Source organism: Phascolarctobacterium succinatutens YIT 12067 (genome assembly GCF_000188175.1).
Taxonomy (GTDB): Bacteria; Bacillota; Negativicutes; order Acidaminococcales; family Acidaminococcaceae; genus Phascolarctobacterium_A; species Phascolarctobacterium_A succinatutens.
In genome coordinates, this window is record NZ_GL830930.1 from 83749 (window position 1) to 107442 (window position 23694).

General features: G+C 51.1%; 20 protein-coding genes. 16 read left to right on the forward strand and 4 right to left on the reverse strand.

The features are described 5' to 3' along the window. Positions 1 to 152 precede the first annotated feature (152 nt). Together HMPREF9443_RS09135 and HMPREF9443_RS09140 are read right to left on the reverse strand one after the other, a co-directional pair. Entirely contained in the window at positions 153 to 1877 is a 1725-nt protein-coding gene (locus HMPREF9443_RS09135; protein WP_009146318.1) for a [FeFe] hydrogenase, group A, read from the reverse strand. Continuing rightward, the gene (locus HMPREF9443_RS09140) at positions 1871 to 3721 is read right to left on the reverse strand and encodes an NAD(P)-binding protein (protein WP_040565416.1); all 1851 of its coding nucleotides are present in this window, start codon (positions 3719 to 3721) and stop codon (positions 1871 to 1873) included. Before HMPREF9443_RS09140 ends, HMPREF9443_RS09135 begins: the two co-directional genes overlap by 7 nt. Before the next feature lie 283 nt (positions 3722 to 4004). Here HMPREF9443_RS09140 and HMPREF9443_RS09145 point away from each other — a divergent pair, with 283 nt between their 5' ends. Continuing rightward, positions 4005 to 5384, forward strand: coding sequence for a sodium:solute symporter family protein (locus tag HMPREF9443_RS09145; RefSeq protein WP_009146320.1), 1380 nt, complete (start codon positions 4005 to 4007; stop codon positions 5382 to 5384). Between the two features lie 170 nt (positions 5385 to 5554). On the opposite strand, the gene HMPREF9443_RS11125 is transcribed toward HMPREF9443_RS09145, so the two are convergent. Continuing rightward, on the reverse strand, positions 5555 to 5683 hold the full coding sequence (locus HMPREF9443_RS11125; RefSeq protein WP_268257878.1) for a hypothetical protein: 129 nt from the start codon (positions 5681 to 5683) through the stop codon (positions 5555 to 5557). Positions 5684 to 5877: 194 nt separating this feature from the next. Here HMPREF9443_RS11125 and HMPREF9443_RS09150 point away from each other — a divergent pair, with 194 nt between their 5' ends. The 15 genes from HMPREF9443_RS09150 (at position 5878) to HMPREF9443_RS09220 (ending at position 22856) form a co-directional block, all read left to right on the forward strand. Continuing rightward, positions 5878 to 9285, forward strand: coding sequence for a DNA polymerase III subunit alpha (locus tag HMPREF9443_RS09150; RefSeq protein ID WP_009146321.1), 3408 nt, complete (start codon positions 5878 to 5880; stop codon positions 9283 to 9285). A 134-nt stretch (positions 9286 to 9419) separates the two neighbouring features. After that, positions 9420 to 10214, forward strand: a complete 795-nt coding sequence (locus HMPREF9443_RS09155) for an electron transfer flavoprotein subunit beta/FixA family protein (protein ID WP_009146322.1) — start codon at positions 9420 to 9422, stop codon at positions 10212 to 10214. 8 nt (positions 10215 to 10222) lie between these two features. Next, complete coding sequence (locus tag HMPREF9443_RS10620; RefSeq protein ID WP_040565417.1) at positions 10223 to 10423, forward strand: 4Fe-4S dicluster domain-containing protein; 201 nt, start codon at positions 10223 to 10225, stop codon at positions 10421 to 10423. A gap of 12 nt (positions 10424 to 10435) precedes the next feature. Further along, positions 10436 to 11416, forward strand: coding sequence for an electron transfer flavoprotein subunit alpha/FixB family protein (locus HMPREF9443_RS09165; RefSeq protein WP_009146324.1), 981 nt, complete (start codon positions 10436 to 10438; stop codon positions 11414 to 11416). Between the two features lie 33 nt (positions 11417 to 11449). Beyond that, positions 11450 to 11644, forward strand: coding sequence for a hypothetical protein (locus HMPREF9443_RS09170; RefSeq protein ID WP_009146325.1), 195 nt, complete (start codon positions 11450 to 11452; stop codon positions 11642 to 11644). Between the two features lie 15 nt (positions 11645 to 11659). Next, the gene (gene pyk, locus HMPREF9443_RS09175; protein WP_009146326.1) at positions 11660 to 13411 is read left to right on the forward strand and encodes a pyruvate kinase; all 1752 of its coding nucleotides are present in this window, start codon (positions 11660 to 11662) and stop codon (positions 13409 to 13411) included. Between the two features lie 4 nt (positions 13412 to 13415). Then, on the forward strand, positions 13416 to 14354 hold the full coding sequence (locus HMPREF9443_RS09180; RefSeq protein WP_009146327.1) for a hypothetical protein: 939 nt from the start codon (positions 13416 to 13418) through the stop codon (positions 14352 to 14354). 25 nt (positions 14355 to 14379) lie between these two features. After that, entirely contained in the window at positions 14380 to 15261 is an 882-nt protein-coding gene (gene rbsK / locus HMPREF9443_RS09185) for a ribokinase (protein WP_009146328.1), read from the forward strand. Next, positions 15261 to 15659, forward strand: coding sequence for a D-ribose pyranase (gene rbsD, locus HMPREF9443_RS09190; RefSeq protein ID WP_009146329.1), 399 nt, complete (start codon positions 15261 to 15263; stop codon positions 15657 to 15659). The genes rbsK and rbsD overlap by 1 nt, the downstream gene beginning before the upstream one ends. A 31-nt stretch (positions 15660 to 15690) precedes the next feature. Continuing rightward, a complete protein-coding gene (locus HMPREF9443_RS09195) occupies positions 15691 to 17172 on the forward strand; it encodes a sugar ABC transporter ATP-binding protein (RefSeq protein ID WP_009146330.1) in 1482 nt (493 codons plus the stop codon). A 5-nt stretch (positions 17173 to 17177) separates the two neighbouring features. Next, positions 17178 to 18107: an ABC transporter permease subunit gene (locus HMPREF9443_RS09200; RefSeq protein ID WP_009146331.1), complete on the forward strand. Its 930-nt coding sequence runs from the start codon at positions 17178 to 17180 to the stop codon at positions 18105 to 18107. 106 nt (positions 18108 to 18213) lie between these two features. Beyond that, positions 18214 to 19128 carry a ribose ABC transporter substrate-binding protein RbsB gene (gene rbsB / locus HMPREF9443_RS09205; protein ID WP_009146332.1) on the forward strand — a complete coding sequence of 305 codons (915 nt, stop codon included), beginning with the start codon at positions 18214 to 18216 and terminating at the stop codon, positions 19126 to 19128. Between the two features lie 433 nt (positions 19129 to 19561). Beyond that, positions 19562 to 20443, forward strand: coding sequence for a glycine--tRNA ligase subunit alpha (gene glyQ / locus HMPREF9443_RS09210; RefSeq protein ID WP_009146333.1), 882 nt, complete (start codon positions 19562 to 19564; stop codon positions 20441 to 20443). Next, entirely contained in the window at positions 20443 to 22614 is a 2172-nt protein-coding gene (gene glyS / locus HMPREF9443_RS09215) for a glycine--tRNA ligase subunit beta (RefSeq protein ID WP_009146334.1), read from the forward strand. Before glyQ ends, glyS begins: the two co-directional genes overlap by 1 nt. Positions 22615 to 22637: 23 nt before the next feature. Continuing rightward, positions 22638 to 22856, forward strand: a complete 219-nt coding sequence (locus HMPREF9443_RS09220) for a hypothetical protein (protein WP_009146335.1) — start codon at positions 22638 to 22640, stop codon at positions 22854 to 22856. Between the two features lie 228 nt (positions 22857 to 23084). On the opposite strand, the gene HMPREF9443_RS09225 is transcribed toward HMPREF9443_RS09220, so the two are convergent. Beyond that, complete coding sequence (locus HMPREF9443_RS09225; protein WP_009146336.1) at positions 23085 to 23465, reverse strand: desulfoferrodoxin; 381 nt, start codon at positions 23463 to 23465, stop codon at positions 23085 to 23087. Between the last annotated feature and the right edge of the window lie 229 nt (positions 23466 to 23694).

The window sequence follows — 23694 nt, forward strand, 5'->3', positions numbered from 1 at the left end:
TAAAGCAACGTTGCCGGCTTTCCCCTCTCAGTCACCCTATCGGGTGACAGCTCCCCCCTAGGGGAGCCTTCTCTTGCCCTATTGGTAATGCATCTTGCCTCTCTAATGAAGACATTGCAGTTTGCGAGTCGTTTTCTTCTTCCTGTTTCCTATTACATATAATTATGCTCTTTTACATGGTCGGAGTGCAGCAGCTGCTCTGCTTTTTCACTCAGCGGTTTTTCCAGGAAGTCCTTATAAAGCTCCTGTACATCCGGATTGTTGTGGGACTGGTGCAGAGGACGGTTGCTGTCGATGGTATAGAGCTTATTGCCAAGTACGTCGGCACGCTCTTCGCCGTCATGAATCGGCTGGCCGCCGCCGCCAACGCAGCCGCCGGGGCAGGCCATAACTTCCACAAAGTCATAATGAACCTTGCCTGCTTTCAGCTCGTCAAGCAGCTTGCCTGCATTACCCAGACCGCTTACGGTACAGGTGCGCAGTGTTGCGCCGCCAAGGGTGAATTCACGTACCTTGCGGCCTTCTGTGCCGCGGACGTCGGTGAAGGCATCTTCGGGAGCTTCCTTGCCTTCGATTACATGGTAGGCAGTACGCAATGCTGCTTCCATTACGCCGCCGCTGGCACCGAAGATAACTCCTGCGCCGGTGCTCTGACCCAGCGGATTATCAAAGGGCTGTTCGTCCAGCATTGCCGGGTTGATGTGCTCGGCACGCAGCAGGCGGATAAACTCGCGCGTGGTGAGTACAATATCTACATCATGGGTGCCGCTGCTGCGCATAGAGAAGAGAGCGGCCTCGCGTTTTTTGGAAACGCAGGGCATGATGGAAATAGAGCAGATTTCCTTCGGCTTCAGGCCCTTCTTCTGTGCAAAATAGGATTTTGCCAGCGCACCGAAAATCTGTTGCGGAGATTTGGTGGTAGAAAGGTTAGGCACGAAGTACGGATGAGTTTTGTTTACATAGCTTACCCAGCCGGGGCAGCAGGAGGTGAACATAGGCCAGCTGTGGTCCTGCGGCTTTTGCAGATGCTCTAAAAGCTCGCTTGCTTCCTCCATGATGGTAACGTCGGCAGCGTAGCAGGTATCGAAGACATAATCGAAGCCGATTTTCTTCAGTGTTGCTACCATGCGGCCTTCGGTTGCCAGCTCGGGCGGCAGGTTAAAGGCTTCGGCCCAGGAGGTGCGTACTGCAGGTGCAACCTGTACTACGGTTACCTTATTGGGATCGGCCAATACGTCATAAATTTTGGGAACATCGTTACGCTCCTTCAGCGCGCCAACGGGGCAGTGGGTGATACACTGACCGCAGAGGCTGCAGTCACTGTCCTCAATGGAAACATTGCCGGCAACGTCTACGGTAGTACGGGCACCGGTGTTCTGCACATCCCAGATATGCAGCTTCTGCACCTTGTCACAAATCTGGACGCAGCGCATGCATTTGATGCATTTTTTGGAATCGCGGATGAGCGGGAACTCCTGGTTCCAGGGAGTGTCGACAACATCGCGCTCATAGGGAATATCGTAAATACCAAGATCATTGGCCAAAGTCTGCAGGCTGCAGTTGCCGCTGCGCACGCAGGTTGCGCACATGCAGTCATGCTGGGATAAAATCAGCTCCACGTTGGTGCGGCGGATGCTGCGGGCCTTAGGGGAGTTGGTATAAACTACCAGACCTTCCTGTACCGGAGTGGTACAGGCGGTAACTACACGGTTCTGTCCCTGAATTTCAACTACGCAGACCTTGCAGGCACTGATTTCGTTGATGCCTTTAAGATAACACAGGCGGGGGATTTCGATGCCGACAGTGGCAGCAGCCTGCATGATTGTTGTCCCCTGGGGAACGGAAACTTTTTGTCCGTCGATTGTCAGGTTTACCATTTTAAGGTTCTGCCTCCTTTCAGTGTGCTGAAGCCGAATTTGTCGCAGCGCAGGCAGCGTCCTGCTTCTTGGCAGGCTTCCTGCTTGGTCATGCCGCATTCAATCGGCTCAAAGGTATGTTTACGTTCGCCTGCTTCGGTTTCGTGCATTTGGATACGGCCGCAGGGACGTTTATCGTCAATAGACGGGTCGGGAATAACTACATCACAGGAAATGGTGTGATTATAGCCCAGATATTCATCAATATTAGCGGCAGCAACCTTACCGGCAGCAATAGCACGGATTACGGTTGCAGGACCGGTTACGCAGTCGCCACCGGCGAAGACGCCTTCATTGTTGGCAAGCTCACTGCTTGAGAGTGCGGAAATAGTACCGCGTTTGATTTTGATGCCGGCTTCCTCGAACGGACGCAGCTCAATGCCCTGACCGATAGCAACAACGATAACGTCGCAGGGAATGCGCTCCAACTCTACGTCAGCGTGAATCGGACGTGCACGTCCCCAGGCATCGATAGGACCGATGATTTGCGGTTCAGCCCAGAGAGCGGCCACATTACCTTCGGCATCTGCTTCAATGTGATGCGGAGCCTTTAAGCCGTACAGCTCAGCGCCCTCGGCAATAGCACCTTCGATTTCCTCGGGCAGCGCTGTCATGTCATCCTGACGACGGCGGTAGGCGATGATAACCTTTTTGGCACCGAGACGGATGGAGCTGCGGGTGCAGTCCATAGCAACGTTGCCGCCGCCGATAACAACAACGGTTTTATCCTTAAAGTCAGGCATTTTTTCCTCACCGATGTTGCGCAGCATTTCTACCGCACTGATAACACCGTGGGAATCCTCGCCTTCAATACCGATTTTTTTGTCGGTGTGAGCACCGATGGCAATATAAACCGCGTCAAACTCCTCACGCAGCTTTTCGAAGGGGATATCGCCCTCCTCGTTACCGATTCTGGTGTTGAGATGTACTTCTACGCCGGTGGACAAAATAGCGTCTAGGTCCTCCTGCAGGCGTTCACGCGGGAAGCGGTAAGCAGGAATGCCGTAGCGCAGCATGCCGCCGAGCTTGCTCTTTTCTTCGAACACAACAGCATGATGGCCCATCAGCTCCAGATAGTAGGCTGCGGACATACCGCTGGGGCCACCGCCGATGATAGCGATACGTTTGTTGGTAGCAGGCTGCTTTTCGGGCAGCGGAACAGTGTTGCTGGGCGCGTTATCGACAGCCATACGCTTCAGACCGCGGATATTGATAGGAGCATCAATCATGCTGCGGCGGCAGCGTGCTTCACAGGGATGCTCGCAGATAAGACCGCAGGCAGTCGGGAAGGGGTTATCCTTGCGGATGAGCTTGACAGCGTCGGCATAACGGCTTGCGCCAACCAGTGCAATGTAACCGGGGATATCAACCTGTGCCGGGCACAAAGCAACGCAGGGGATAGAATGATGGACGTTGACAGAGCATTTGCCCTTCTTTATGTGGTTAATGTAATCTTCACGGAAGCCTTCCAGACCGGCCAAAACCATTTTGGCTGCTTCGAAGCCGATGGCGCAGTCAGCGCTGTTGGCAACATTTTGCGCAGTGCTTTCGATTAAATCCAGAGTGTGCATGTCAGCCTTGCCGGCGAGCACGTCTTCCATAAGATTCTGCAGCTGCGCGAGGCCTACACGGCAGGGTACGCATTTGCCACAGGTTTGTGCGTGGCAGACTTTGAGGAACGACAGCTGCAGGTCAACAGGGCACAGTCCCGGGGGGCTGGCGATGATGTGTCGTTCCAGGTCCTTGTACAAGCGCTCGACCGTAAGCTGTGCCTGGTCGGGTGTTTCGATTCTTAAACGGCTCATAATTTTCCTCCAAAAAGCATACACTAAATATATAAAGGTATAAACTATATTATACAGAAAAAAGCTGAATTTCGCAATAATAAAGAAGATAGTTTTTATGTAACAATCTGAGCAAAACAAGCTCGCAAGCGCTTTTTTCGTCTGCTGCCGCAGCAAAGCATTCTTGCGGAGGCTATGCTTTTTTTGCCGTATTTTTTGTGTTATACTAATACTGAGCTTTTTAGAATTAATGCTGTCGGCAGAACGTTTGCATCCGGCAGCTTAAAATATTGGAGGGTTGGATATGCAGCTTACTGCTACACATTATATAAGCCTGGCTGTAACGCTTCTGGTGACGCTGCTGCCGGGGCTTTTGGCAGCCAGAAGGGTGAAGTCTGCCGATGATTATAACGTAGGAGGCCGCAGCTCGGGCGCAGGCCTTGTCGCGGGCACGATTATCGGCACGATTGTCGGTGGCGCTGCTACCGTTGGTACGGCGCAGCTTGGCTTCAAGCTGGGGCTGACGGCTTGGTGGTTTACGCTCGGCAGCGGCATTGCGCTTTTGCTGATGGCGGCGTTTTATGCTGTGCCCTTGCGCCGCAGCTCACTGACCACCGTAGCGGAGTATCTCGTTACGGATTATGGCAAGCCTGCGGGGTGGCTGGCGACCTTCAGCGCCTGCGCCGGTATTTTTTTCAGCATCGTAGCGAGCACGCTGACGGCGTTGCATCTCATTGCAGGCTTGTTCGGCGTACCGCTTTTGGCTGCAGCGGCCATTGTTATCGCTGTTACTTTGCTGCTGGTGTTTTTCGGTGGCCTCAGCAGCAGCGGAATGGCCGGGATTTTTAAGATTGTGCTGATTTTCGCCAGCATTTTCGTCGGCGGCGTGATGGCCTACGCCGATATGGGACATTGGCAGGGCTTGACGCAGAGCTTTGCGGCATATCCCTGGTTCAGCCTTTTCGGACGCGGCGTGGAGGACGGTCTTGTCAGCCTCGGTTCGATGATAGTGGGCGTTATTTCTACGCAGACCTATGTGCAGGCGCTGTTTTCGGCGCGCGATACCAAAACTGCAGCTGTTGGCTGCTGTGCTGCCGCACTGATAGTAATTCCCGTGGGATTGCCGTCAGTAATGATCGGTATGTTCATGCATCTGCACCATCCGGAGATAAATTCTATTGACGCACTGCCGCTGTATCTCGTTACCTATCTGCCGCAATGGCTCGGAGGTATCGGCCTGGGCGCCGTGCTGCTTTCGGCCCTGGGCTCAATCGCAGGCCTGGCGCTGGGCGTAGGTACGATGATTTCGCGTGATATCGTCAGCAAAATCTGGCTTAAGGCTACGGCTGCAGGCCAACTGTGGGCAAGCCGCCTGAGCGTGCTGGCCGTTTCTGTCACTGCGATGGTGTTTGTCTTTATGCACCTTGATTCGTCGGTGCTGGAGTGGAATTATCTCTCCATGGCGCTGCGGGGAAGCGGTATCTTTCTGCCGCTGACGTTCTGCATTTTCTTCCCGGGCAGGGTGCGCGCTTCAATGGGCGTGGCTGCTATGGGTGCAGGCATTTTTGCGGCGCTTTTCTGGAAGCATATCAGCCCGTGGGAAATCAACAGTCTGTTGCCGGCGCTCGTGTATAATCTGTTCTTTTTACTTATCGGTCTGGCGTGGGGTAAAAAAGGGGAATAGAAGCGAAAAAGCTGCTTTTACAGCAAGCGGTTTGCTTGCAAAAAGCAGCGTAATATGCTATATTATAGACAAAGGACAACCGCCCACGTCGGTGGGTTGCCAAAGCTTTTATTGCGGAAGAACCGCCCTGTCACTAGGCAAAGATTAAGGGCGGTTTTCCTATGTCTGGGTTATTTACTGAACTGAAAAATAAATGTCAGCAACGCCAGAATGAATACGCCAAAGGCCATCAGGTCCTTAAAGTCGTAGTTCTTCATAGGCATCATCTCCATTCTGTTGGAGAATGATGGCAATGCCACCCGTAAGCACGATTGTCCAAAGTCTGAATATATTGTAACATAGATAAAGAGAACATACAACGAACGAATTGTGAATTCACGGTTGTATGTTTTTTCAGTTTTAGGCAGGAATTTTATCTGTAATGCTAGAATAGTTTTACATACATTTGCCGCAGATTTGCGCGGCAGCGGTCTTTTAATTTAAGGAGCAAGAGATGACAAAACGCTTTACTCATTTACATGTACATACGGAATACAGCTTGCTGGACGGCGCTTCGAAAATCCACGAGCTGGTGGCCTACGCTAAGGAGCTGGGCATGGACAGTCTGGCGATTACCGACCACGGCGCAATGTACGGCGCAGTGGAATTTTATCAGGAGTGTACCAAGGCAGGCATCAAGCCGATTATCGGCTGCGAGGTTTACCTGTCCAAGGGCTCGCATCTGGAAAAAAATAACCGCGGCATGTACCATTTGATTCTGCTGGCGGAGAACGATACAGGCTACCATAACCTGATGAAAATCGTTAGCATTGGTCAGCTGGAGGGCTTTTATTATAAACCGCGCGTAGACAAGGACGTGCTGCGAACGTATCACGAGGGCGTTATCTGTCTCAGTGCCTGCGTTGCCGGCGAGGTGCCGCAGATGATTTTGCAGGACAACCTGGAGGGAGCACGTCGCTGCATTCAGGAATATATCGATATTTTTGGCAAGGAAAATTACTTTTTGGAAATTCAGGACCATGATCTTGATGAGGAGCACAAGGTCAGCGCGGAGCTGAAGCAGCTGGCGCAGGAGTTCGGTCTTGGCCTGGTAGCGACAAATGATTTGCATTATGTGCAGCAAAAGGATGCCGCAGCGCAGGATATTCTGCTGTGCATTCAGACGACCAGCACGGTTGATGAGCCGGACCGTATGCGCTTTAACAACGACAGCTATTATCTGAAAAGCTATGATGAGATGGAGGCGCTGTTCGGCGATTGTCCGGAGGCTTTGAGCAATACCAATAAAATTGCTGACCGCTGCAATGTGAAGATGGAGTTCGGCCATCTGCTGCTGCCGGAGTTCCCGGTGCCGGAGGGCTTTGATGCCGTGAGCTATCTGCGTCACCTGTGCGAGGAGGCCTTGCCTAAGCGCTACGAGGTTGTGGATGAGAAGGTCCGCAAGCGTCTGGATTTTGAGCTGGACATCATCAACACTATGGGCTATGCTTGCTATTTCCTCATTGTCTGGGATTTTATCAATTATTGCCGTAGCCATGATATTCCGGTCGGTCCGGGACGCGGCAGTGCCGCAGGCAGTATCGTGGCCTATCTGCTGCGCATAACGAATATCGAGCCCTTGCGTTACCATCTGCTGTTCGAACGCTTTTTAAATCCTGAACGCGTCAGCATGCCTGATATTGATACCGACTTCTGCTATGTGAAGCGTAATCAGGTGCTGGATTATGTAGTGCGCCGTTACGGACAGGAGCGTGTGGCGCAGATTATTACCTTCGGCACACTGCAGGCGCGCGCGGCAGTGCGCGACGTCGGCAAGGCGTTGGGCATGAGCTACGGCGAGGTAGACGAAATCGCCAAGCTGATTCCGCGTGAGCTGGGCATTACGTTGGAGAAGGCGCTGAACGGCAGCAAGGACTTCCGTCAGGCATATGACTCGCGCCCGGAGGTCAAAAAGCTGATTGACCTTGCGCAAAGCGTGGAGGGCCTGCCGCGTAACGCAGGCACGCATGCCGCCGGTGTTATTATCGCACCGCATAATATGAAAAATTACGTACCGCTGCAGCAGGGCAGTGAGGGTGGCGTCATCACCCAGTACGATAAAAATAAGGTAGAAGAGCTTGGTCTGCTGAAGATGGACTTTTTAGGCCTGCGCACGCTGACAGTTATTGGTGACTGCATTCGCTTTATCCGCGAAACTACGGGTGAAGAGGTTGATATTGATAATATACCGTTGGCAGATGAGGCGACCTGCGCAATGCTGCGCCGAGGTGAAACGGCCTGCGTTTTCCAGCTGGAGTCGGCTGGCATCACCAAGCTGGTTATGGATTTGGCTCCCGAAAGCTTTGAGGACCTGATTCCATTAGTGGCTCTGTACCGTCCGGGTCCTTTGGGCACCGGTATGGCAGAGGACTTTATCGCCGGCCGTCACGGACAGCGCACGGCGAAGGTATTACATCCGCTGATGGAGCCTATTTTGAAGGATACCTACGGCGTTATTCTGTATCAGGAGCAAGTTATGCAGATAACCTCCGCACTGGCAGGCTTTACGCTCGGTCAGGCAGATATTCTGCGCCGTGCGATGGGCAAGAAGAAGGCCAAGGAGCTGGATTCTATGCGCCAGTCATTTATTGACGGTGCCAAAAAGCTGCATGATATCCCCGAAGAGCTCAGCGACCAGATTTTCTCGCTCTTGCAGCACTTCGCCGGTTACGGCTTCAACAAATCACACTCCGTAGCCTATGCGCTGGTAGCCTATGAAACCGCTTATCTGAAGGCGCACTGGCGTCCGCAATTCTATGCGGCCTTCCTCAACAGCATTATCGGTGATGCGGATAAGGTGAGCTGGTATATCAACGTCTGTCGTAATGATAATGTCAAAATCCTGCCGCCGGATGTCAACGAAAGCGGTCACAACTTTACGGTACATAAAAATTCGTCTATCCGCTTCGGCCTGGCGGGCATCAAAAATACTGGTGATGCCGCAGTAGATGCCATTATCAGCGCCCGTAACGAGGGCGGTCCGTTCAAGAGTCTGACGGATTTCTGCTGCCGTGTGAATATGCGTGTGGTCAACAAGCGTGTTATCGAAAATATGATTAAATGCGGCGCAATGGATTCCTTCGGCGCCAGACGCTCGCAGATGCTGTCTATTATAGAGCAGGCGGTTGATTTGGGTGCCGCCTGCCAGAGGGACAAGGCTAACGGCCAGCTGGGGCTGTTCGGTGACGATAGCTTCGGCGTGACGGAAATCAAGCTGCCGCCGCTGCCGGAAATCCCCAAGCAGCTTATTCTGCAGAACGAAAAGGAAATTATCGGCTTTTACGTTACCGACCATCCGCTGAGCGATTACAAGCAGATGCTGCAGCGCTTCATGCCGCTGCACCAGTTCGGCGGTGAAACGCAGGTACAGGACGGACAGTTCGTGCGCGTGGCCGGTATTATTACGGACTGCACAATTAAAAATACCAAGCGCGGTGATACGATGGCCGTTCTGACGCTGGAGGATTTCAGCGGACGCTTCCCGGTTATCGTTTTCCCGCAGGCTTATCATACAAATGTCAAGGATATCTATGAGGACAGTATTGTGGCGATTGAAGGACGCTTCAGCGTGGATGAGCGTGAAAGCAAGATTATTGCCAACAGCGTGCGCGCTCTGCCGTCCAAGCCGCCTACGGAAATCCGCCTGCGCATCGAAGCGCATCTGGAAAATCCGCTGGTGCAGCGTGAGCTGATGCAGCTGTTTCAAAAATACAAGGGTGATGACTGCGTATACCTGCAGCTGATGGGCTCGCGTAAGCTTATCAAGACAACGCCTAACTTCTGGGTGAACAGCGAAGCACCGGGCTTTGCCGAGGATGTGGTCAAAATACTTGGTGAAAACTGTGTGGTAAAGAAAGATTGATGTAATTATTTGAGCTGTTTTTCATAAACTTTCATGATATACTTGCAAGTTTAAGTACAAAAATGCTAAAATAAAGAGAAGAATGTAAAAAAGCCGGAGCAGCAGCTCCTGTAATAAGCTTAAGGAGGCAGCAAATGAATATTCTCGTTTGTTTAAAACAAGTGCCGGATACGGCAAAAGTAAAATTTAACCGCGAAACCAATACCTTAGACCGTACGGGTGTAGAAAATATTATGAACCCCTATGACCGTCAGGCATTGGAGGTAGCACTGTGCCTGAAGGATAAGGAAGGCGCTAAGGTAACTGTACTGACCATGGGCCTGCCCCAGGCAACCGATATTCTGAAGGAAGCAATCGCTATGGGCGCTGATGACGGCGTTCTGCTGAGCGACCGTGTTCTGGGCGGCAGCGATACTCTGGCAACCAGCCTGGCTCTGGCTGCTGCTGTAAAACATCTGGGCGAGTTCGACCTCGTGCTCTGCGGTAAGCAGGCAGTAGACGGCGACACCGCACAGGTTGGCCCGGAAATGGCAGAGCATCTGGGAATTCCTCAGATTACCGGCGCTCTGAGCCTGAGCTATGAAGACGGTAAATTTGTTGTTGTCCGTGAAAACGAAAACTACCAGCTGACTCTGGCTTGTGCTGCACCGCTGCTGGTTACCGTAACCAAATCCGAAAAAGAGCCGCGTTTTGCCAGCATTAAAGGCAAAATGAAAGCTCGTAAGGCTCAGATTCCTACTCTGACCGTTGCTGACCTGGATATTGATCCTGCAACCGTAGGCCTGAAGGGCTCTCCGACTAAGGTTAAAAAAGCCTTCACCCCGACCCCGCCTGAAATCAATGGCGAAATCATTACCGAAGCAGATGCTGATGCAGCAGTAGATATGCTGTTTGAAAAGCTGGTTAAGGCAGAGGTTATTACCCGCTAAGGTGAACCATGCTGATAAAAGTAAACAGGCAGCTTTGCTGTGGCTGTGAGGAATGTGTGGCAGTCTGCCCGATGGGCGCTGCGACGCTGCGTGAGGGCAAGGCGCAGATTGATATGCGGCAGTGCGTCTGCTGCGGTGCCTGCATCCGCGAATGTCCCATGGAGGCTATAGCTATTGCCGAAACTGACGATACTGAAGATAACGAATAGGAGTGTGTAAATATGTGGGTTATTGCTGAACAGGAAAATGGTCAGCTGATGAATGTTACCTTTGAGCTGTTGGGCGCTGCCAAAGAGCTGTGTGCCAAGCTGGAGGAAAAATGCTGTGCGGTACTGGTGACCGCTGCTGCCGGCGAACTGCCGCAGCAGCTGATTGCTGCCGGCGCTGATGTTGTTTATGTTGTTGAGGATGCTAAATACGCAGATTATGATACCGAGTTATATACCGATGCTATCTGCCAGCTGTCAAAGAAATATGATCCGGCTTCCATTATGTTCGGTGCTACCGATGACGGCCGTGACCTGGCTCCGCGTGTTGCAGCACGTCTGCATACCGGCCTGTGCGCTGACTGCACCGCTTTGGATATAACCGATGACAAGCTCGTTGCCTGGACTCGTCCCGCACTGGGCGGCAATATCTGCGCTACCATCATCTGCGACGTTAACCGTCCGCAAATGGGTACCGTTCGTCCTAAAGTATTCAAACCGGCAGAAATGGACAACAACCGCACCGGTGAGGTTATTGCCTTCACTCCGGAAGCAGGCGCTGTAAGCCGTGTTGAACTGGTTAAAAAAGAAGCTCTGAGCAGCGAAAACGCTGTTAAGATTGATGAAGCTGATATGATCGCAGCAGGCGGCCGCGGCTTCGGCAGCAAGGAAAATTTCGACGTGCTGGAACAGCTGGCTGCTCTCTTTGAAAATTCCGCAGTAGCAGGCACCCGTGCCGCTATTGATGAGGGCTGGCTGACTCACTCCCAACAGGTTGGCCAATCCGGTAAATCCGTTACTCCGCATATCTACTTTGCCTGCGGCATCAGCGGTGCTATCCAGCATCTGTCCGGCATGAAGGACAGCGATATCATCATCGCTATCAACAAGGATGCAGAGGCACCGATTTTCACCGTTGCTAATTATGGCATCGTAGGTGATGTAAACGTAATCCTGCCGAAGCTGATTGAAAAAATCAAAGCTTACAAGGCTTAATACAATTACCTGATTTACAGGAGGCATTCTAGTATGTGGAAAACAATTTATATTGCCCACACTGAGGAACAAGCCCAAAAAATAAAGCAAATGCTGACGGAAAACGGCTTTTTGGTACAGCTGAAAAGTGCCGGAGGCAAGCATAATAAGGCTTATGAAATCTGCCTGCCGGTTTCGGAGGCAGAGGATGCCTATGAGGTTTTGTGTGAGAATAAGTTTCAGTACTGAGGAGGCGCAGTCCTGATGAAGAAAACGAAGATTATCTGTACAGTAGGTCCCAGCACGGACAATGTAGAGCTGTTGCGTAAGATGATGCTTGCAGGCATGGATTTGGCACGCTTCAACTTTTCGCACGGCAATCATGAGGATCATAGCAAAAGGCTGCAGCTGGTGCGCCGGGCAGCAGAAGAGGCCGGTAAGGTAATTGCTACGATTGCAGATACCAAAGGCCCGGAAATGCGCCTGGGCATGTTTGCCGAAAGCAAAATCGAGCTGAACGAGGGCGATGATTTCTGCCTGACTACCGAGGATTATCTGGGCGACCGCCATATGGCACACGTCAATTATGCCGGTCTGCCGCAGGAGGTAGAAATAGGCAGCAATATTCTGCTGGCCGACGGACTGCTTTCCTTAAAGGTTGTGCGCATTGACGGCTGCAAGATTTATACCAAGGTGGTCAACGGCGGTGAGCTGAGCTCGCGCAAACGTGTGGCCTGCCCCGGTATCGAGCTGAAGCTGCCGTTTTTGTCGGAGCAGGACAAGGCAGATATTCTTTTTGCTGTCGAGCATGATATGGATTACATTGCGGCATCCTTCGTGCAGAAGGCCGATGATGTTATCGCTATCCGTAAAGTGCTTGAGGAAGCAGGCTCTTCCATCGGGATTATTTCCAAAATCGAGAATGAGGCCGGTGTGCAGCATATCGATGAAATTATCGGCGTATCCGACGGCATTATGGTTGCCAGAGGCGACCTGGGCGTAGAGATACCTACCGAGGATGTACCTTTGGTACAGAAGGATATTATCGCGCGCTGCAACAAGGCGGGCAAGCCTGTTATTACGGCTACGCAGATGTTGGAAAGCATGATTAACAGCTATCGTGCAACCCGTGCCGAGGCCAGCGACGTTGCCAACTCTATTTTTGACGGCAGCGACGTTATTATGCTGAGCGGCGAAACTGCCAGCGGCAAATATCCGCTGGAGGCTGTGCAGACGATGGCTAAGATTGCCGTTCGCACGGAAAATGCGCTTGATTATGTTCATATCTTTCAGAAAAAGGGCATCAGCGAGCGCATCCATTCTACCGATGCCATCAGCCATGCTACAGTGCAGATTTCTCAGGAAATAAAGGCAGATACTATTCTTACGATTACCGAATCAGGCTTTACGGCGCGTATGATTGCCAAATATAAGCCTCAATGTACTGTTGTTGCTGTATCACGCTTGCCTGAGCGCGTGCGTGCGATGCAGCTTTATTGGGGTGTGCTGCCGCTTTTGGGGCCATACTCCACAAATACTGATGAAATGATAGAGCTGTCTTTGCAGTGTGCTTTGCATCACTCCGTGATTAAGGACGGCGCATCTGTTGTTATAACTGCCGGCGTGCCTATCGGTACTCCGGGCAGTACAAATCTGATTAAGGTGGTTACAGTGGGTACCAAACTTATCAGCGGTACCGGTATCGGCAGCAAGACTGTCACCGGCCGTATCTGCGTAGGCAGAACTGCGGCAGATTTCAAGGACAAGCTCCAAAAGGGCGATATACTTGTAGTTGATGTGCTGAACGATGAGTTTGTACCGCAGGCTGCTGCCAAGGCAGCAGCGATTATCGCCGAAGAGGGCGGCCTGACATCCTCCACCGCTATTGTTGCCGTAACCTGCGGTCTGCCTGTTATCGTAGGCGTGGAGAAAGCAACCTCCAAGCTGGCCGACGGCCTGCTGGTAACGGTGGATCCTGTTTCCGGTGACGTCTACGAAGGCGATATTAACCTGTAGGAATATGGTAACAGAACTTATTTTAGAAACATGTATTGCTCTGCGTGACGGCAGAGAACAAAACGCCTGCACAGCTTTTTCGGGTATTATTGCTGAAGCAGCAGATAATGAAGCATTACAAGCAATCAGCTGCTGTCTGCTGGTGGCCTTACGCCACCGGCAACGGCAGCTTTTTGCGGCTTGGATGCAGGAAAGCAGGCCGCGTTTGGAGCAGCTGTTGGTCAATCCGCAGCTGGCACATCAGGGCGGCAGCGTTCTGCTGCGGCTGACGTTTGCCGTGTGCGACAGGCGCCTGGATGAAGTGCGTCCTATGCTTGCACTGCTGGTGCGGTGCTGGCTGCGGACGTACGCCGGCGATACTGCAGTGCTGCAGGAATTTATGGGCGAATGGCTCAGTCTGGCGGCGCGTATGGCACGCAGGCGGTGGCGCGAGGAGACGGCGTTTCTGCTGCGTGAGGCCGGGCGCTGGCTTTTAAAGCAGCAGGACCTGCAACGGTGGGCGTGGAGCCTGCAGCAGCTGCAGCTGCATTTCGTCGTGTACGCACGCTGGGATGGCTTTGACAAGGCCTGCAGAATTTACAGGGAGCTGACGCTTCTGTACCGCCTGCTGCTGCGGCGTGTGCCGAAGGCACAACCTGCGCGGCAGACAGCGCTTCTGCAGCTGCTTTTGCGTCACCTGCGTGATGTAACCGCTAACGTATCGCGTTCGGCGATGCTGGATGATGCGGATATCTTTCGCCAATGGTACAGCTTTTTCTGGCAGCTGACTGCCGACGACAAGAGCGCCAGAGAGGAGCTGCTGCGGCTGCTGCAGCTTGCTATCACCTATTGGCAGCAGACCATGCCCAAAACCAGCCGCAAGCAGGCAGTACTCCTTAAGGATTTGCTGCAGCCGAACCTGATTGACGGGCAATACGCATTGTTATTACAAAAAATTATATAAATCCTGAAGACAGGAGGTAGAAAATATGTCAAAGATTGTCGTAGTAGGTAGCTGTAATATTGATATTACTGTTGAATGTGACCGCTGGGTGCATCCCGGAGAAACTATTTTCGGCAACCGCCTGACCGTTTCTCCCGGCGGCAAGGGTGCCAACCAGGCTGTTGCTGCAGCCCGCCTGGGAGCAGATGTTATGATGGTCGGCTGCATCGGTGATGATGTGTACGGCCAGCTGGTATTGAAGGCTTTAAAGGAAAATAACGTTGATTCCACCTATGTGAAGGTGCTGCCGGGTGAAAACAGCGGTACCGCACACATTACTGTAGCGGAGGACGATAACACGATTATCGTTATCAAGGCTGCCAATGACCTGGTATCCCCGTCGCTGATTGATGAAGCGTGGGAGGATATCAGCAAGGCAGACATGGTGCTCTTGCAGCACGAAATTCCTGCCGCTACTAACGCTTATGTTATCGAAAAATGCGCAGCGCACGGTGTACCTGTGCTGCTGAACCCCGCACCTGTTGCTCCGGTGCCGCAGGCTCTGCTGGATAAGATCACTTATCTGACTCCCAACGAGCACGAGGCAGCAACATTGTTTGCCGGTAAGGGCAAGGCGGATATCCTTGATCAGAACCAGGGCAAGGTGATTATGACGCTGGGCAGCAAGGGTGTTGCCTATGCAGAAAAGGGACAGGTTATTACTGTTCCCGGCTTTAAGGTAAAGCCGGTTGACACTACGGGTGCAGGCGACACCTTTAACGGTGCCTTTGCTGTTGCCCGTGCAAATGGCAAATCCATGCAGGAAAGCATCAGCTTTGCCAATGCTGCCGCAGCTCTTTCGGTGCAAAAGCTGGGAGCACAGGGCGGTATGCCTTATTTACATGAAGTAGAGGAGATGCTTAAGTAATGCAAAAGGGTGGAATGTTGAACAGCTCTATTGCGAAGGTGCTGGCTGATTTGGGCCACACCGACACTATCGTTATCGGTGACTGCGGTCTGCCTGTACCTGCAGGCGTACAGAAAATCGACCTGGCTCTGAAGCCGGGAACTCCTTCCTTCCTGGAGGTTGTTGAGGAAGTAGCCAAGAATATGGTTATCGAAAAGGTAGAAATTGCAGCGGAAATGGAAGGCAGAAATCCTGCTGTCTACGGCGCTATGAAGCAGCTTTTCACTGAAGAGCAGTGGATTATCGATGCAGACCACGAAGCCTTCAAGGAGGCAACCAAGCATGCAAAATGCATTATCCGCACCGGCGAAATTACTCCTTTTGCCAATGTGATTCTGCACAGCAATGTTTTCTTTTAAAAATTAGCGTAAGGTAGGAATAAGGAAAAGTATGGAGATTGAATTAAGAAATATCCATAAGGCCTTTGGTTCTAATGAGGTGCTCAAGGGTGTTGACCTGAAGCTTAAAAGCGGTGAGGTACACGCTCTGATGGGTGAAAATGGTGCCGGCAAATCAACACTGATGAATATCCTGACGGGTATTCACAAGCAGGATAAGGGACAGATTTTTGTCGACGGCAAGGAAATCAGCTTCAAAAATCCTCTGGAGGCAGAAGCTTACGGCATCGCCTTCATCCATCAGGAGCTGAATATCTGGCCGAACCTGAGCATTCTGGAAAACCTGTTTTTGATGCACAGCGTAACCAACGGCATGGGTATCCTGGATTTTAAGGCTATGCGTGCTATGGCAGAGCAGAAATGCCGTGAAATTGAAATTGAGCTGCCACTGGATATGGAAGCCGGCGAATGCTCGGTAGGACAGCAGCAGATGACGGAAATCGTCCGTAACCTTCTGCTGGATGCCAAGGTTGTTATTATGGACGAGCCTACGGCGGCGCTGACAGAAAGAGAAACAGAAAAGCTCTTTGAGGTTATGCGCTCCCTGAAAAAACGTGGTGTAGCAATGGTGTATATTTCGCACCGTATGGAAGAGGTTACGCAGAACTGCGACACGATTACCGTTATGCGTGACGGCGTATCCGTTGCAACCAAGCCTGTTAAGGAATACAGCATGGAGCAGATTGTCCGCGATATGGTAGGACGCTCCATTACGGAATTTTATCCAGACCGCCGCAATAAGCCGGGCGAGGTGCTGCTGGAGGTTAAGCACTTTGAACAGCCGGGAGTTTTCCATGATATTAACTTTAACCTGCGCAAGGGCGAGATTTTGGGCTTTGCCGGCCTTATGGGCAGCGGCCGTACCGAAATCATGCGCGCCGTTTTCGGCGTTGATCCTCATGCAGGCGGCGAGCTGGTTTTCAAGGGCGAGCCTTTGAAGATTACCAAGCCTGAGGATGCTATTAAGGCAGGATTGGGCTTCGTAACCGAAAACCGCAAAACAGAGGGCCTGATTCTGGACTTCTCCATTTTGCGTAACATTGCTCTGCCGAGTGTTGACAGCTTTGCCCAAAGCGGTGTCATCAATTTTAATATTCTTAATGATTTTGCCGATAAAATGGCAAAAAAGCTGGGCGTAAAGACCAGCAGCCTGGACCTTGAGGCCGGTGCGTTGTCCGGCGGTAACCAGCAGAAGGTGGTTATTGCCAAATGGGTTGGCAGACACCCGGAGGTCATTATTATGGATGAGCCTACCCGTGGTATCGACGTAGGTGCAAAACGCGATATATATGAGCTGATGAACGAGCTTACTGCAAGTGGCGTTTCGATTATTATGGTTTCTTCGGAGCTGCCGGAGGTATTGGGCATGAGCGACCGCATCGTCGTTGTCCACGAAGGCCGCATTGCCGGCGAGCTGCTGCACGATGAAGCAGACCAGGAAAAAATCATGACACTTGCAACGGGAGGGCAATAAAAATAATGGATGTAAAAGCAATCTTAAAAAAATCCGGTTCCATAATCGGACTTATTGTGTTGTTTGTGGTCATTTCCTGCCTTAACAGCAGCTTTATCGATCCCAGCAACCTGAAAAACCTGCTGCGTCAGGTTTCTATCAATGCCTTAATTTCCTTTGGCATGACCTTTGTTATCTTAACCGGCGGTATTGATTTGTCCGTCGGCAGTATTCTGGCGCTTTCCAGTGCACTCATGGGCAGCTTTATCAAGGGCGGTATGGATCCTGTATTCGGTATCGTGCTGGCCTGCCTCATCGGTGCTGCACTGGGCAGTGTCAACGGCCTGGTAATTACCTACGGCAAGGTGGCGCCCTTTATCGCAACCTTGGCGACGATGACTATTTTCCGTGGTCTGACTTTGGTATATACCAACGGCAACCCTATCAGCAGTCTGTCCGAGGATGACCGATTCCTGGAATTTGGCCAGGGCTATGTTGCCGGTCTGCCGGTTCCTGCTATTATGATGCTGATTATGTTTTTCATTTTGTGGTTCATCCTGCACAAAACTCCGCTGGGACGCAAAACCTATGCTGTCGGCGGTAATGAGAAGGTTTCCTTCATTGCAGGTATCAAAATCAACCGCATTAAAATATTTGCTTATACCGTAACAGGTTTCCTTTGCGGTATGGCAGGCGCTATTCTTACCAGCCGTCTGAACAGTGCTCAGCCTACTGCCGGTACCGGCTATGAGCTGGATGCTATCGCAGCTGTAGTATTGGGTGGCACCAGTCTTTCCGGCGGTAAGGGCCGCATCTTCGGTACCATTATCGGTGCGCTGATTATCGGCACTCTGAACAATGGTCTGAATATCTTAAACGTATCCAGCTTTTACCAACAAGTTGTCAAAGGTATAGTAATTTTGCTGGCTGTGCTGATGGACAGAAAGAAAAACTAAGCGTGATGCGGACGTAAAGCACCATCCAGTGCTTTTCAGCCGCAGCCTGCTTAATTCAAGTTTTTGTCTGCATAGTAATTTCTAATTCCGGGAGGTATTTTCTCACATGAAAAAAATTTTATTGGTATTAACCTGCATTGTAGCAATGGCTATGATGATTGTCGGCTGCGGCGGCAGCGACAAGAAGGATGCTGCAAAAGGCAACGACAAGAAAATCACCGTTGGCTTCTCCGTATCCACTCAAAACAATCCGTTCTTCGTTTCCCTGGCTAAAGGCGTAGAAGCTAAGGCTAAGGAGCTGGGCGTAACTGTAAAGGTTGTTGACGCTCAGAACGATCCTGCAAAGCAGGCTAATGATATTGCTGACCTGCTGCAGCAAAACATCAGCGTTCTGCTGGTTAACCCTGTTGACTCTGATGCAATTTCTACGTCCGTAAAGGCTGCCAACAAGGCTAACATCCCTGTTATCTGCCTCGACCGCAGTGCTAACCAGGGTGATGTAGCATGCCTGGTTGCTTCCGATAACGTAAAGGGCGGCGAAATGGCTGCTGATTACATTATCAAAAAGCTGGGCGAAAAGGTTAAGGTTGCTGAGCTGGAGGGTATCCCCGGTGCCAGCGCTTCCCGTGAACGCGGCGAAGGCTTCCACAAGCTGGCTGACAGCAAGCTGACCGTTGTTGCTAAACAGACTGCTGAATTTGACCGCAGCAAGGGCCTGACTGTAGCAGAAAACATGCTGCAGGCTAACCCGGACATCAAAGCTATTTTCGCTCAGAATGACGAAATGGCTTTGGGTGCAATCGAAGCTGCTAAGAGTGCTGGCAAGCAAATCTTCATCGTTGGCTTTGACGGCACTGCTGACGGCGTAAAGGCTGTAGAAAGCGGCGCTATGAGCGCTACTATCGCTCAACAGCCGGAAATCATGGGCCAGCAAGGTCTGGAAGTAGCTGTTAAAGCTGCTAAAGGCGAAAAAGTAGAAGCTAAGATTTCTGCTCCGCTGAAGCTCATCGAAAAGAAATAATAGCCGCTTAATTTATATTAACCTGACAACTTGAAGCAATAATGCCTCTGCGCGTTCGTGTGGGGGCATTTTGTTATGGTGAAAGCTGATACATTTTTGTGAGCGTTATTTACAAAATTATTTGCCGCACTTGACAAAAAGCGCTGCATTTTATATACTAACAGTTAAGCTAAGAAGAAGAGTAGTAGTCTGCAACCTCAGCGAGCCGTGACAGTGCAAGGCGGCAAAGGCGGATGAAGGCACTTTGGAGCTGTAAAAGTATATTGATTGAGGCGGGCTGCATTTTTTGCAGTCAAGCAGGGTGGAACCGCGGAGTCCGAGCTGTATGCACTCCGTCCCTGTAACATTTAAGTTACGGGGACGCGGGTGCTTTTTGTTTTTCGGACCAAGCTGCTGCCATTGCCGTCTTTGTAACAAATATAGGAGGTAAAACATGGATTTTCAGACAATTATTTTGAAGCTGCAAAAATTCTGGGCAGGCCAAAACTGCATTATGGCACAGCCCTATGACATCGAAAAAGGCGCAGGCACAATGAACCCGTCTACCTTTTTACGCGTACTCGGACCTGAGCCCTGGCGTGTGGCTTACGTAGAGCCTTCCCGCCGCCCGGCTGACGGCCGTTACGGTGATAACCCAAACCGTCTGTTCCAGCATCATCAGTTCCAGGTTATCGTTAAGCCCTCTCCGGAAAACATTCAGGAGCTGTATCTGCAGAGCCTGGCTGAGCTCGGCATTCATCAGGAGGACCATGATATCCGCTTTGTAGAGGATAACTGGGAATCTCCAACTTTGGGCGCTTGGGGCCTTGGCTGGGAGGTTTGGCTGGATGGTATGGAAATCACCCAGTTCACCTACTTCCAACAGGTAGGCAGCATTGACGTTAAGCCTGTTACCGTTGAAATCACGTACGGCCTGGAGCGTCTGGCTATGTACATCCAGGGCGTAGAAAACGTATTCGATATCCAATGGGTTGGCGACATTACCTACGGTGACGTTTTCCACACCAACGAGGTAGAGCAATCCTTCTACAACTTCCAGGTAGCAGACACCGCGCTGCTGTTTGACCTGTTCGACAAATATGAAGCAGAAGCTAAGCGCGTTATTGAGCTTGGTTATATCCGTCCTGCTTATGATTACGTTCTGAAATGCTCCCATGCATTCAACCTGCTGGATTCCCGCGGAGCAATCAGCGTAAGTGAACGTACTGCCTACATCGGCCGTGTACGTGCGATGGCCCGCCTGTGTGCAAAGGCTTATGTAGCACAACGTGAAGAAATGGGCTTCCCGCTGCTCAAGAAAGGGGAGAATAAATAATGGAAAAATTACTTTTTGAAATCGGTACAGAAGAGATTCCTGCGAAATTTATGCCTGCCATTCTGGCACAATTAAAGGATTTGACAGAAAAGAAAATGACTGAGCTGCGCATTCCCTTCGAAGCAGTTAAAACCTATGGCACTCCCCGTCGTATGACCTTCATTGCCAGCGGCGTTGCCGAGGCTCAGGAGGACAGCACTGTTGAGGCTAAAGGTCCTTCCGCAAAAATCGCTTTCGTAAGCGGCGCTCCCTCTAAAGCAGCTATCGGCTTTGCTCGCGGCCAAGGAGTTGACGTAAAAGAGCTCGTTGTTCGCGATGATTATGTATATGCTGTTAAGCATCTGGCAGGCCAACCGGTTAAGGATTTGCTGCCGGGCCTGCTGACTGATATCCTCACCAGCCTGAACTTCCCGAAAAACATGCGTTGGGCAGATCATGAATTTAAATTCGTCCGTCCGATTCGTTGGCTGGTTGCACTGTTCGGCGATGAAGTTATCCCTGTTGAAATTACCGGCGTAAAATCCGGCAAATTCAGCCGCGGTCACCGCTTCCTGCGTCCTTCCGCACTGGATAACGCTAAAGCTCATGAGTCTATCGGCGATGCTGCCAAGGCTCTGTTCGACACTGTAAAGAGTAAGGCTAAGAACGCTGTAGCTTCCGCTGCTATCGGCACCATCGGCGCTGTAGAAATCCCTGATGCTGATTCCTATGAAAAGGTTATGTATGACAACTATGTAATGGTTGACCAGAACGCTCGCCGTGAGCTGATTCGTCAACAGGTTACTGACCTGGCAATTGCCGAAGGCGGTCATGCAGAAATCAATGAAGACCTGCTGGAGGAAGTAAACTATCTGGTAGAATGGCCGACTGCTCTGTGCGGCAAATTCGAAGAAAAATTCCTTGCTCTGCCGAAGGAATGCATCATCACCCCGATGCGAGAGCATCAGCGTTACTTCCCGGTACTGGCAGAGGACGGCTCCCTGCTGAACAAGTTCATCACCGTCCGCAACGGCGGCAAGGAGCATTTGGAAATTGTTGCTCACGGTAACGAGCGCGTACTGCGTGCACGTCTGAGCGACGCTGAATTCTTCTTCAACGAAGACAGAAAACAAACTTTGGCTGACCGTCTGGAAAAACTCAAAACTGTTTCCTTCCAGGAAGGCCTGGGCAATATGAACGATAAGAGCAAACGTCTGGTACAGGCTGTTGATATGCTGGCTATGGCTATCAATGCCAAGGTTGATAAAGAAAAGCTGGAGCGCACCGCTCTGCTGTGCAAATGCGACCTGGTAACCGGCATGGTTATCGAATTCACCGAGCTGCAGGGCGTTATGGGCCGCGAATATGCTAAGCTCGACGGTGAAGCTCCTGAGGTTGCACTGGGTATTTACGAGCATTATCTGCCGCGCTTTGCCGGTGACGAGCTGCCGACTACCGATATCGGCCGTCTGACCGGTATTGCCGATAAACTGGACAACATCTGCGCTACCTTCAGCCGCGGTCTGGCTCCGACCGGCTCTCAGGATCCGTACGCACTGCGCCGTCAGGCTCTGGGCATCATCAACATTTTACTGGACGGCAACTACCATGTATCCCTGTACAAGGTTATCGCCGGCGCTCTGTACCTGCTGAACATCCCGGCAGAGGACACCAAAAAGCTCGTACCGCAGATTGCTGAGTTCATGAAACAGCGCCTGCGCAATATGCTGATGGATCAGGGCATCCGTTATGACGTAGTTGACGCAGTTCTGGCTGACCAGATGAACGACGATTTCACCGATCTTGTTGCCCGTGCTAAGGCTCTGAACAGCTTTGTTGCTTCCGCAGAGGCTCCGGCACTGATTCAGGCTGCAACCCGTGTTGCTAACCTGTGCAAGAAGATTGAAGAAGAATCTGCAATCAACCCGCAGCTCTTTGCAGTTGAAGCTGAAGGCGCTCTGCACAATGCTGCTATGGCAGCCAGCAAGGAAGTGCTGGTTGCAGCAACCAAGTATGACTATGCTGCAGTTATGGCTGAAGCAGTTAAGCTGGTTGACCCGATTAACAAATTCTTCGAAGACGTTATGGTTATGGACGAGGACGTTCGCGTGAAGAACAACCGTCTGGCACTCTTGGCAGCAGTTAAGGATATTACCCATGCTGTAGGTGACCTGAGCGTTATCGTACAATAATAAAAACTAAGGAGATTAGTCTAATGGAACAATTTAATGCAGAAGCAAAAGCACTTGTAGAAATGCAGAACGAATACGTTTTGCTCACCAGCAAAAACCCCAGCGAAATGTGCCACGATGATTTCATCCGCGCAGAAGAGCTGAACGTACAGATCAAGGACGCAACCAAGGTTATGGCTGCGTTGGCAATCGAATTTGCTGGCTACAAAAAAGACGAAAAAGGCCTGTGGGTAGAAAAATAATTCTCTCGCTGTGCTTTTTAACAGCCTTTGGGGCTTAAGACCATAAGCCTGGCGTGATTGTTTTTGTAATTTAACCGGTCTCTGATATGCTATTACATATAGCTGTCGGAGGCCGGTTTTATTTTTTAGCTTTTTGAGTAATAAAAAAGCATCGGAGCCCCTGACCATTATCGGTCGGGACTCCGATACTGAGAAAAGAAGTGTTTTATGAATGTAAGGCATCAACTGTTACAGCTTTGCCGCCCACAATCCGTGCAGATTGCAATAAGCATAAGCAGCGAGCGGAGCTGCACCCTCGGCAAGAGCGAAAACAGCCTCCGGCTTGTCACCGGGCTTTAAGATATAGCGCTGACCGCCATGAGTTGTCTGCAGATAAATCCATTGGATGTAGTGCTTTTCAATCATGGGATGCTCCACGCTGCCTACAGCTACACGCACAGTGCTGCCGTCAACGGTAATTACGGGCACATGCTTTTCCTGCGCTGCGTCTTCAGTGTTGGCAACAAGCTCCTGCATGGGCTTGCCGCAGCAGACAAGCTCACCGCCGCCGTCGTGAATCAGGCCGACAATATTACCGCAAATACTGCATTTTAAAAATTTTACTGTCATTGTGCATCGCTCCTTTCGCAAAATAAAACCTTTATAGACCCGGAAACTCAATGTCCCTAACTTAATTATAGCTTATGTTATATGAAAAGTATATAGCTTTACAGAAAATGTTGCACACTTCTCACAATTACAGGAAAGATGCAAAGTGATATTTTGGCGTTATGTAGGCTGCGGAATTGATGTAAAGCATTATCTTAGCGGCTAGCGTAAAGTTTTTGTAGGAAAAACG

What these genes read in the sequence shown, in the direction of transcription:
- HMPREF9443_RS09135 (WP_009146318.1), bottom strand. Translation starts at nt 1,877, where the DNA reads ATGGTAAACCTGACAATCGACGGACAAAAAGTTTCCGTTCCCCAGGGG.
- HMPREF9443_RS09140 (WP_040565416.1), bottom strand. Translation starts at nt 3,721, where the DNA reads ATGAGCCGTTTAAGAATCGAAACACCCGACCAGGCACAGCTTACGGTC.
- HMPREF9443_RS09145 (WP_009146320.1), top strand. Translation starts at nt 4,005, where the DNA reads ATGCAGCTTACTGCTACACATTATATAAGCCTGGCTGTAACGCTTCTG.
- HMPREF9443_RS09150 (WP_009146321.1), top strand. Translation starts at nt 5,878, where the DNA reads ATGACAAAACGCTTTACTCATTTACATGTACATACGGAATACAGCTTG.
- HMPREF9443_RS09155 (WP_009146322.1), top strand. Translation starts at nt 9,420, where the DNA reads ATGAATATTCTCGTTTGTTTAAAACAAGTGCCGGATACGGCAAAAGTA.
- HMPREF9443_RS10620 (WP_040565417.1), top strand. Translation starts at nt 10,223, where the DNA reads ATGCTGATAAAAGTAAACAGGCAGCTTTGCTGTGGCTGTGAGGAATGT.
- HMPREF9443_RS09165 (WP_009146324.1), top strand. Translation starts at nt 10,436, where the DNA reads ATGTGGGTTATTGCTGAACAGGAAAATGGTCAGCTGATGAATGTTACC.
- HMPREF9443_RS09170 (WP_009146325.1), top strand. Translation starts at nt 11,450, where the DNA reads ATGTGGAAAACAATTTATATTGCCCACACTGAGGAACAAGCCCAAAAA.
- pyk (WP_009146326.1), top strand. Translation starts at nt 11,660, where the DNA reads ATGAAGAAAACGAAGATTATCTGTACAGTAGGTCCCAGCACGGACAAT.
- HMPREF9443_RS09180 (WP_009146327.1), top strand. Translation starts at nt 13,416, where the DNA reads ATGGTAACAGAACTTATTTTAGAAACATGTATTGCTCTGCGTGACGGC.
- rbsK (WP_009146328.1), top strand. Translation starts at nt 14,380, where the DNA reads ATGTCAAAGATTGTCGTAGTAGGTAGCTGTAATATTGATATTACTGTT.
- rbsD (WP_009146329.1), top strand. Translation starts at nt 15,261, where the DNA reads ATGCAAAAGGGTGGAATGTTGAACAGCTCTATTGCGAAGGTGCTGGCT.
- HMPREF9443_RS09195 (WP_009146330.1), top strand. Translation starts at nt 15,691, where the DNA reads ATGGAGATTGAATTAAGAAATATCCATAAGGCCTTTGGTTCTAATGAG.
- HMPREF9443_RS09200 (WP_009146331.1), top strand. Translation starts at nt 17,178, where the DNA reads ATGGATGTAAAAGCAATCTTAAAAAAATCCGGTTCCATAATCGGACTT.
- rbsB (WP_009146332.1), top strand. Translation starts at nt 18,214, where the DNA reads ATGAAAAAAATTTTATTGGTATTAACCTGCATTGTAGCAATGGCTATG.
- glyQ (WP_009146333.1), top strand. Translation starts at nt 19,562, where the DNA reads ATGGATTTTCAGACAATTATTTTGAAGCTGCAAAAATTCTGGGCAGGC.
- glyS (WP_009146334.1), top strand. Translation starts at nt 20,443, where the DNA reads ATGGAAAAATTACTTTTTGAAATCGGTACAGAAGAGATTCCTGCGAAA.
- HMPREF9443_RS09220 (WP_009146335.1), top strand. Translation starts at nt 22,638, where the DNA reads ATGGAACAATTTAATGCAGAAGCAAAAGCACTTGTAGAAATGCAGAAC.
- HMPREF9443_RS09225 (WP_009146336.1), bottom strand. Translation starts at nt 23,465, where the DNA reads ATGACAGTAAAATTTTTAAAATGCAGTATTTGCGGTAATATTGTCGGC.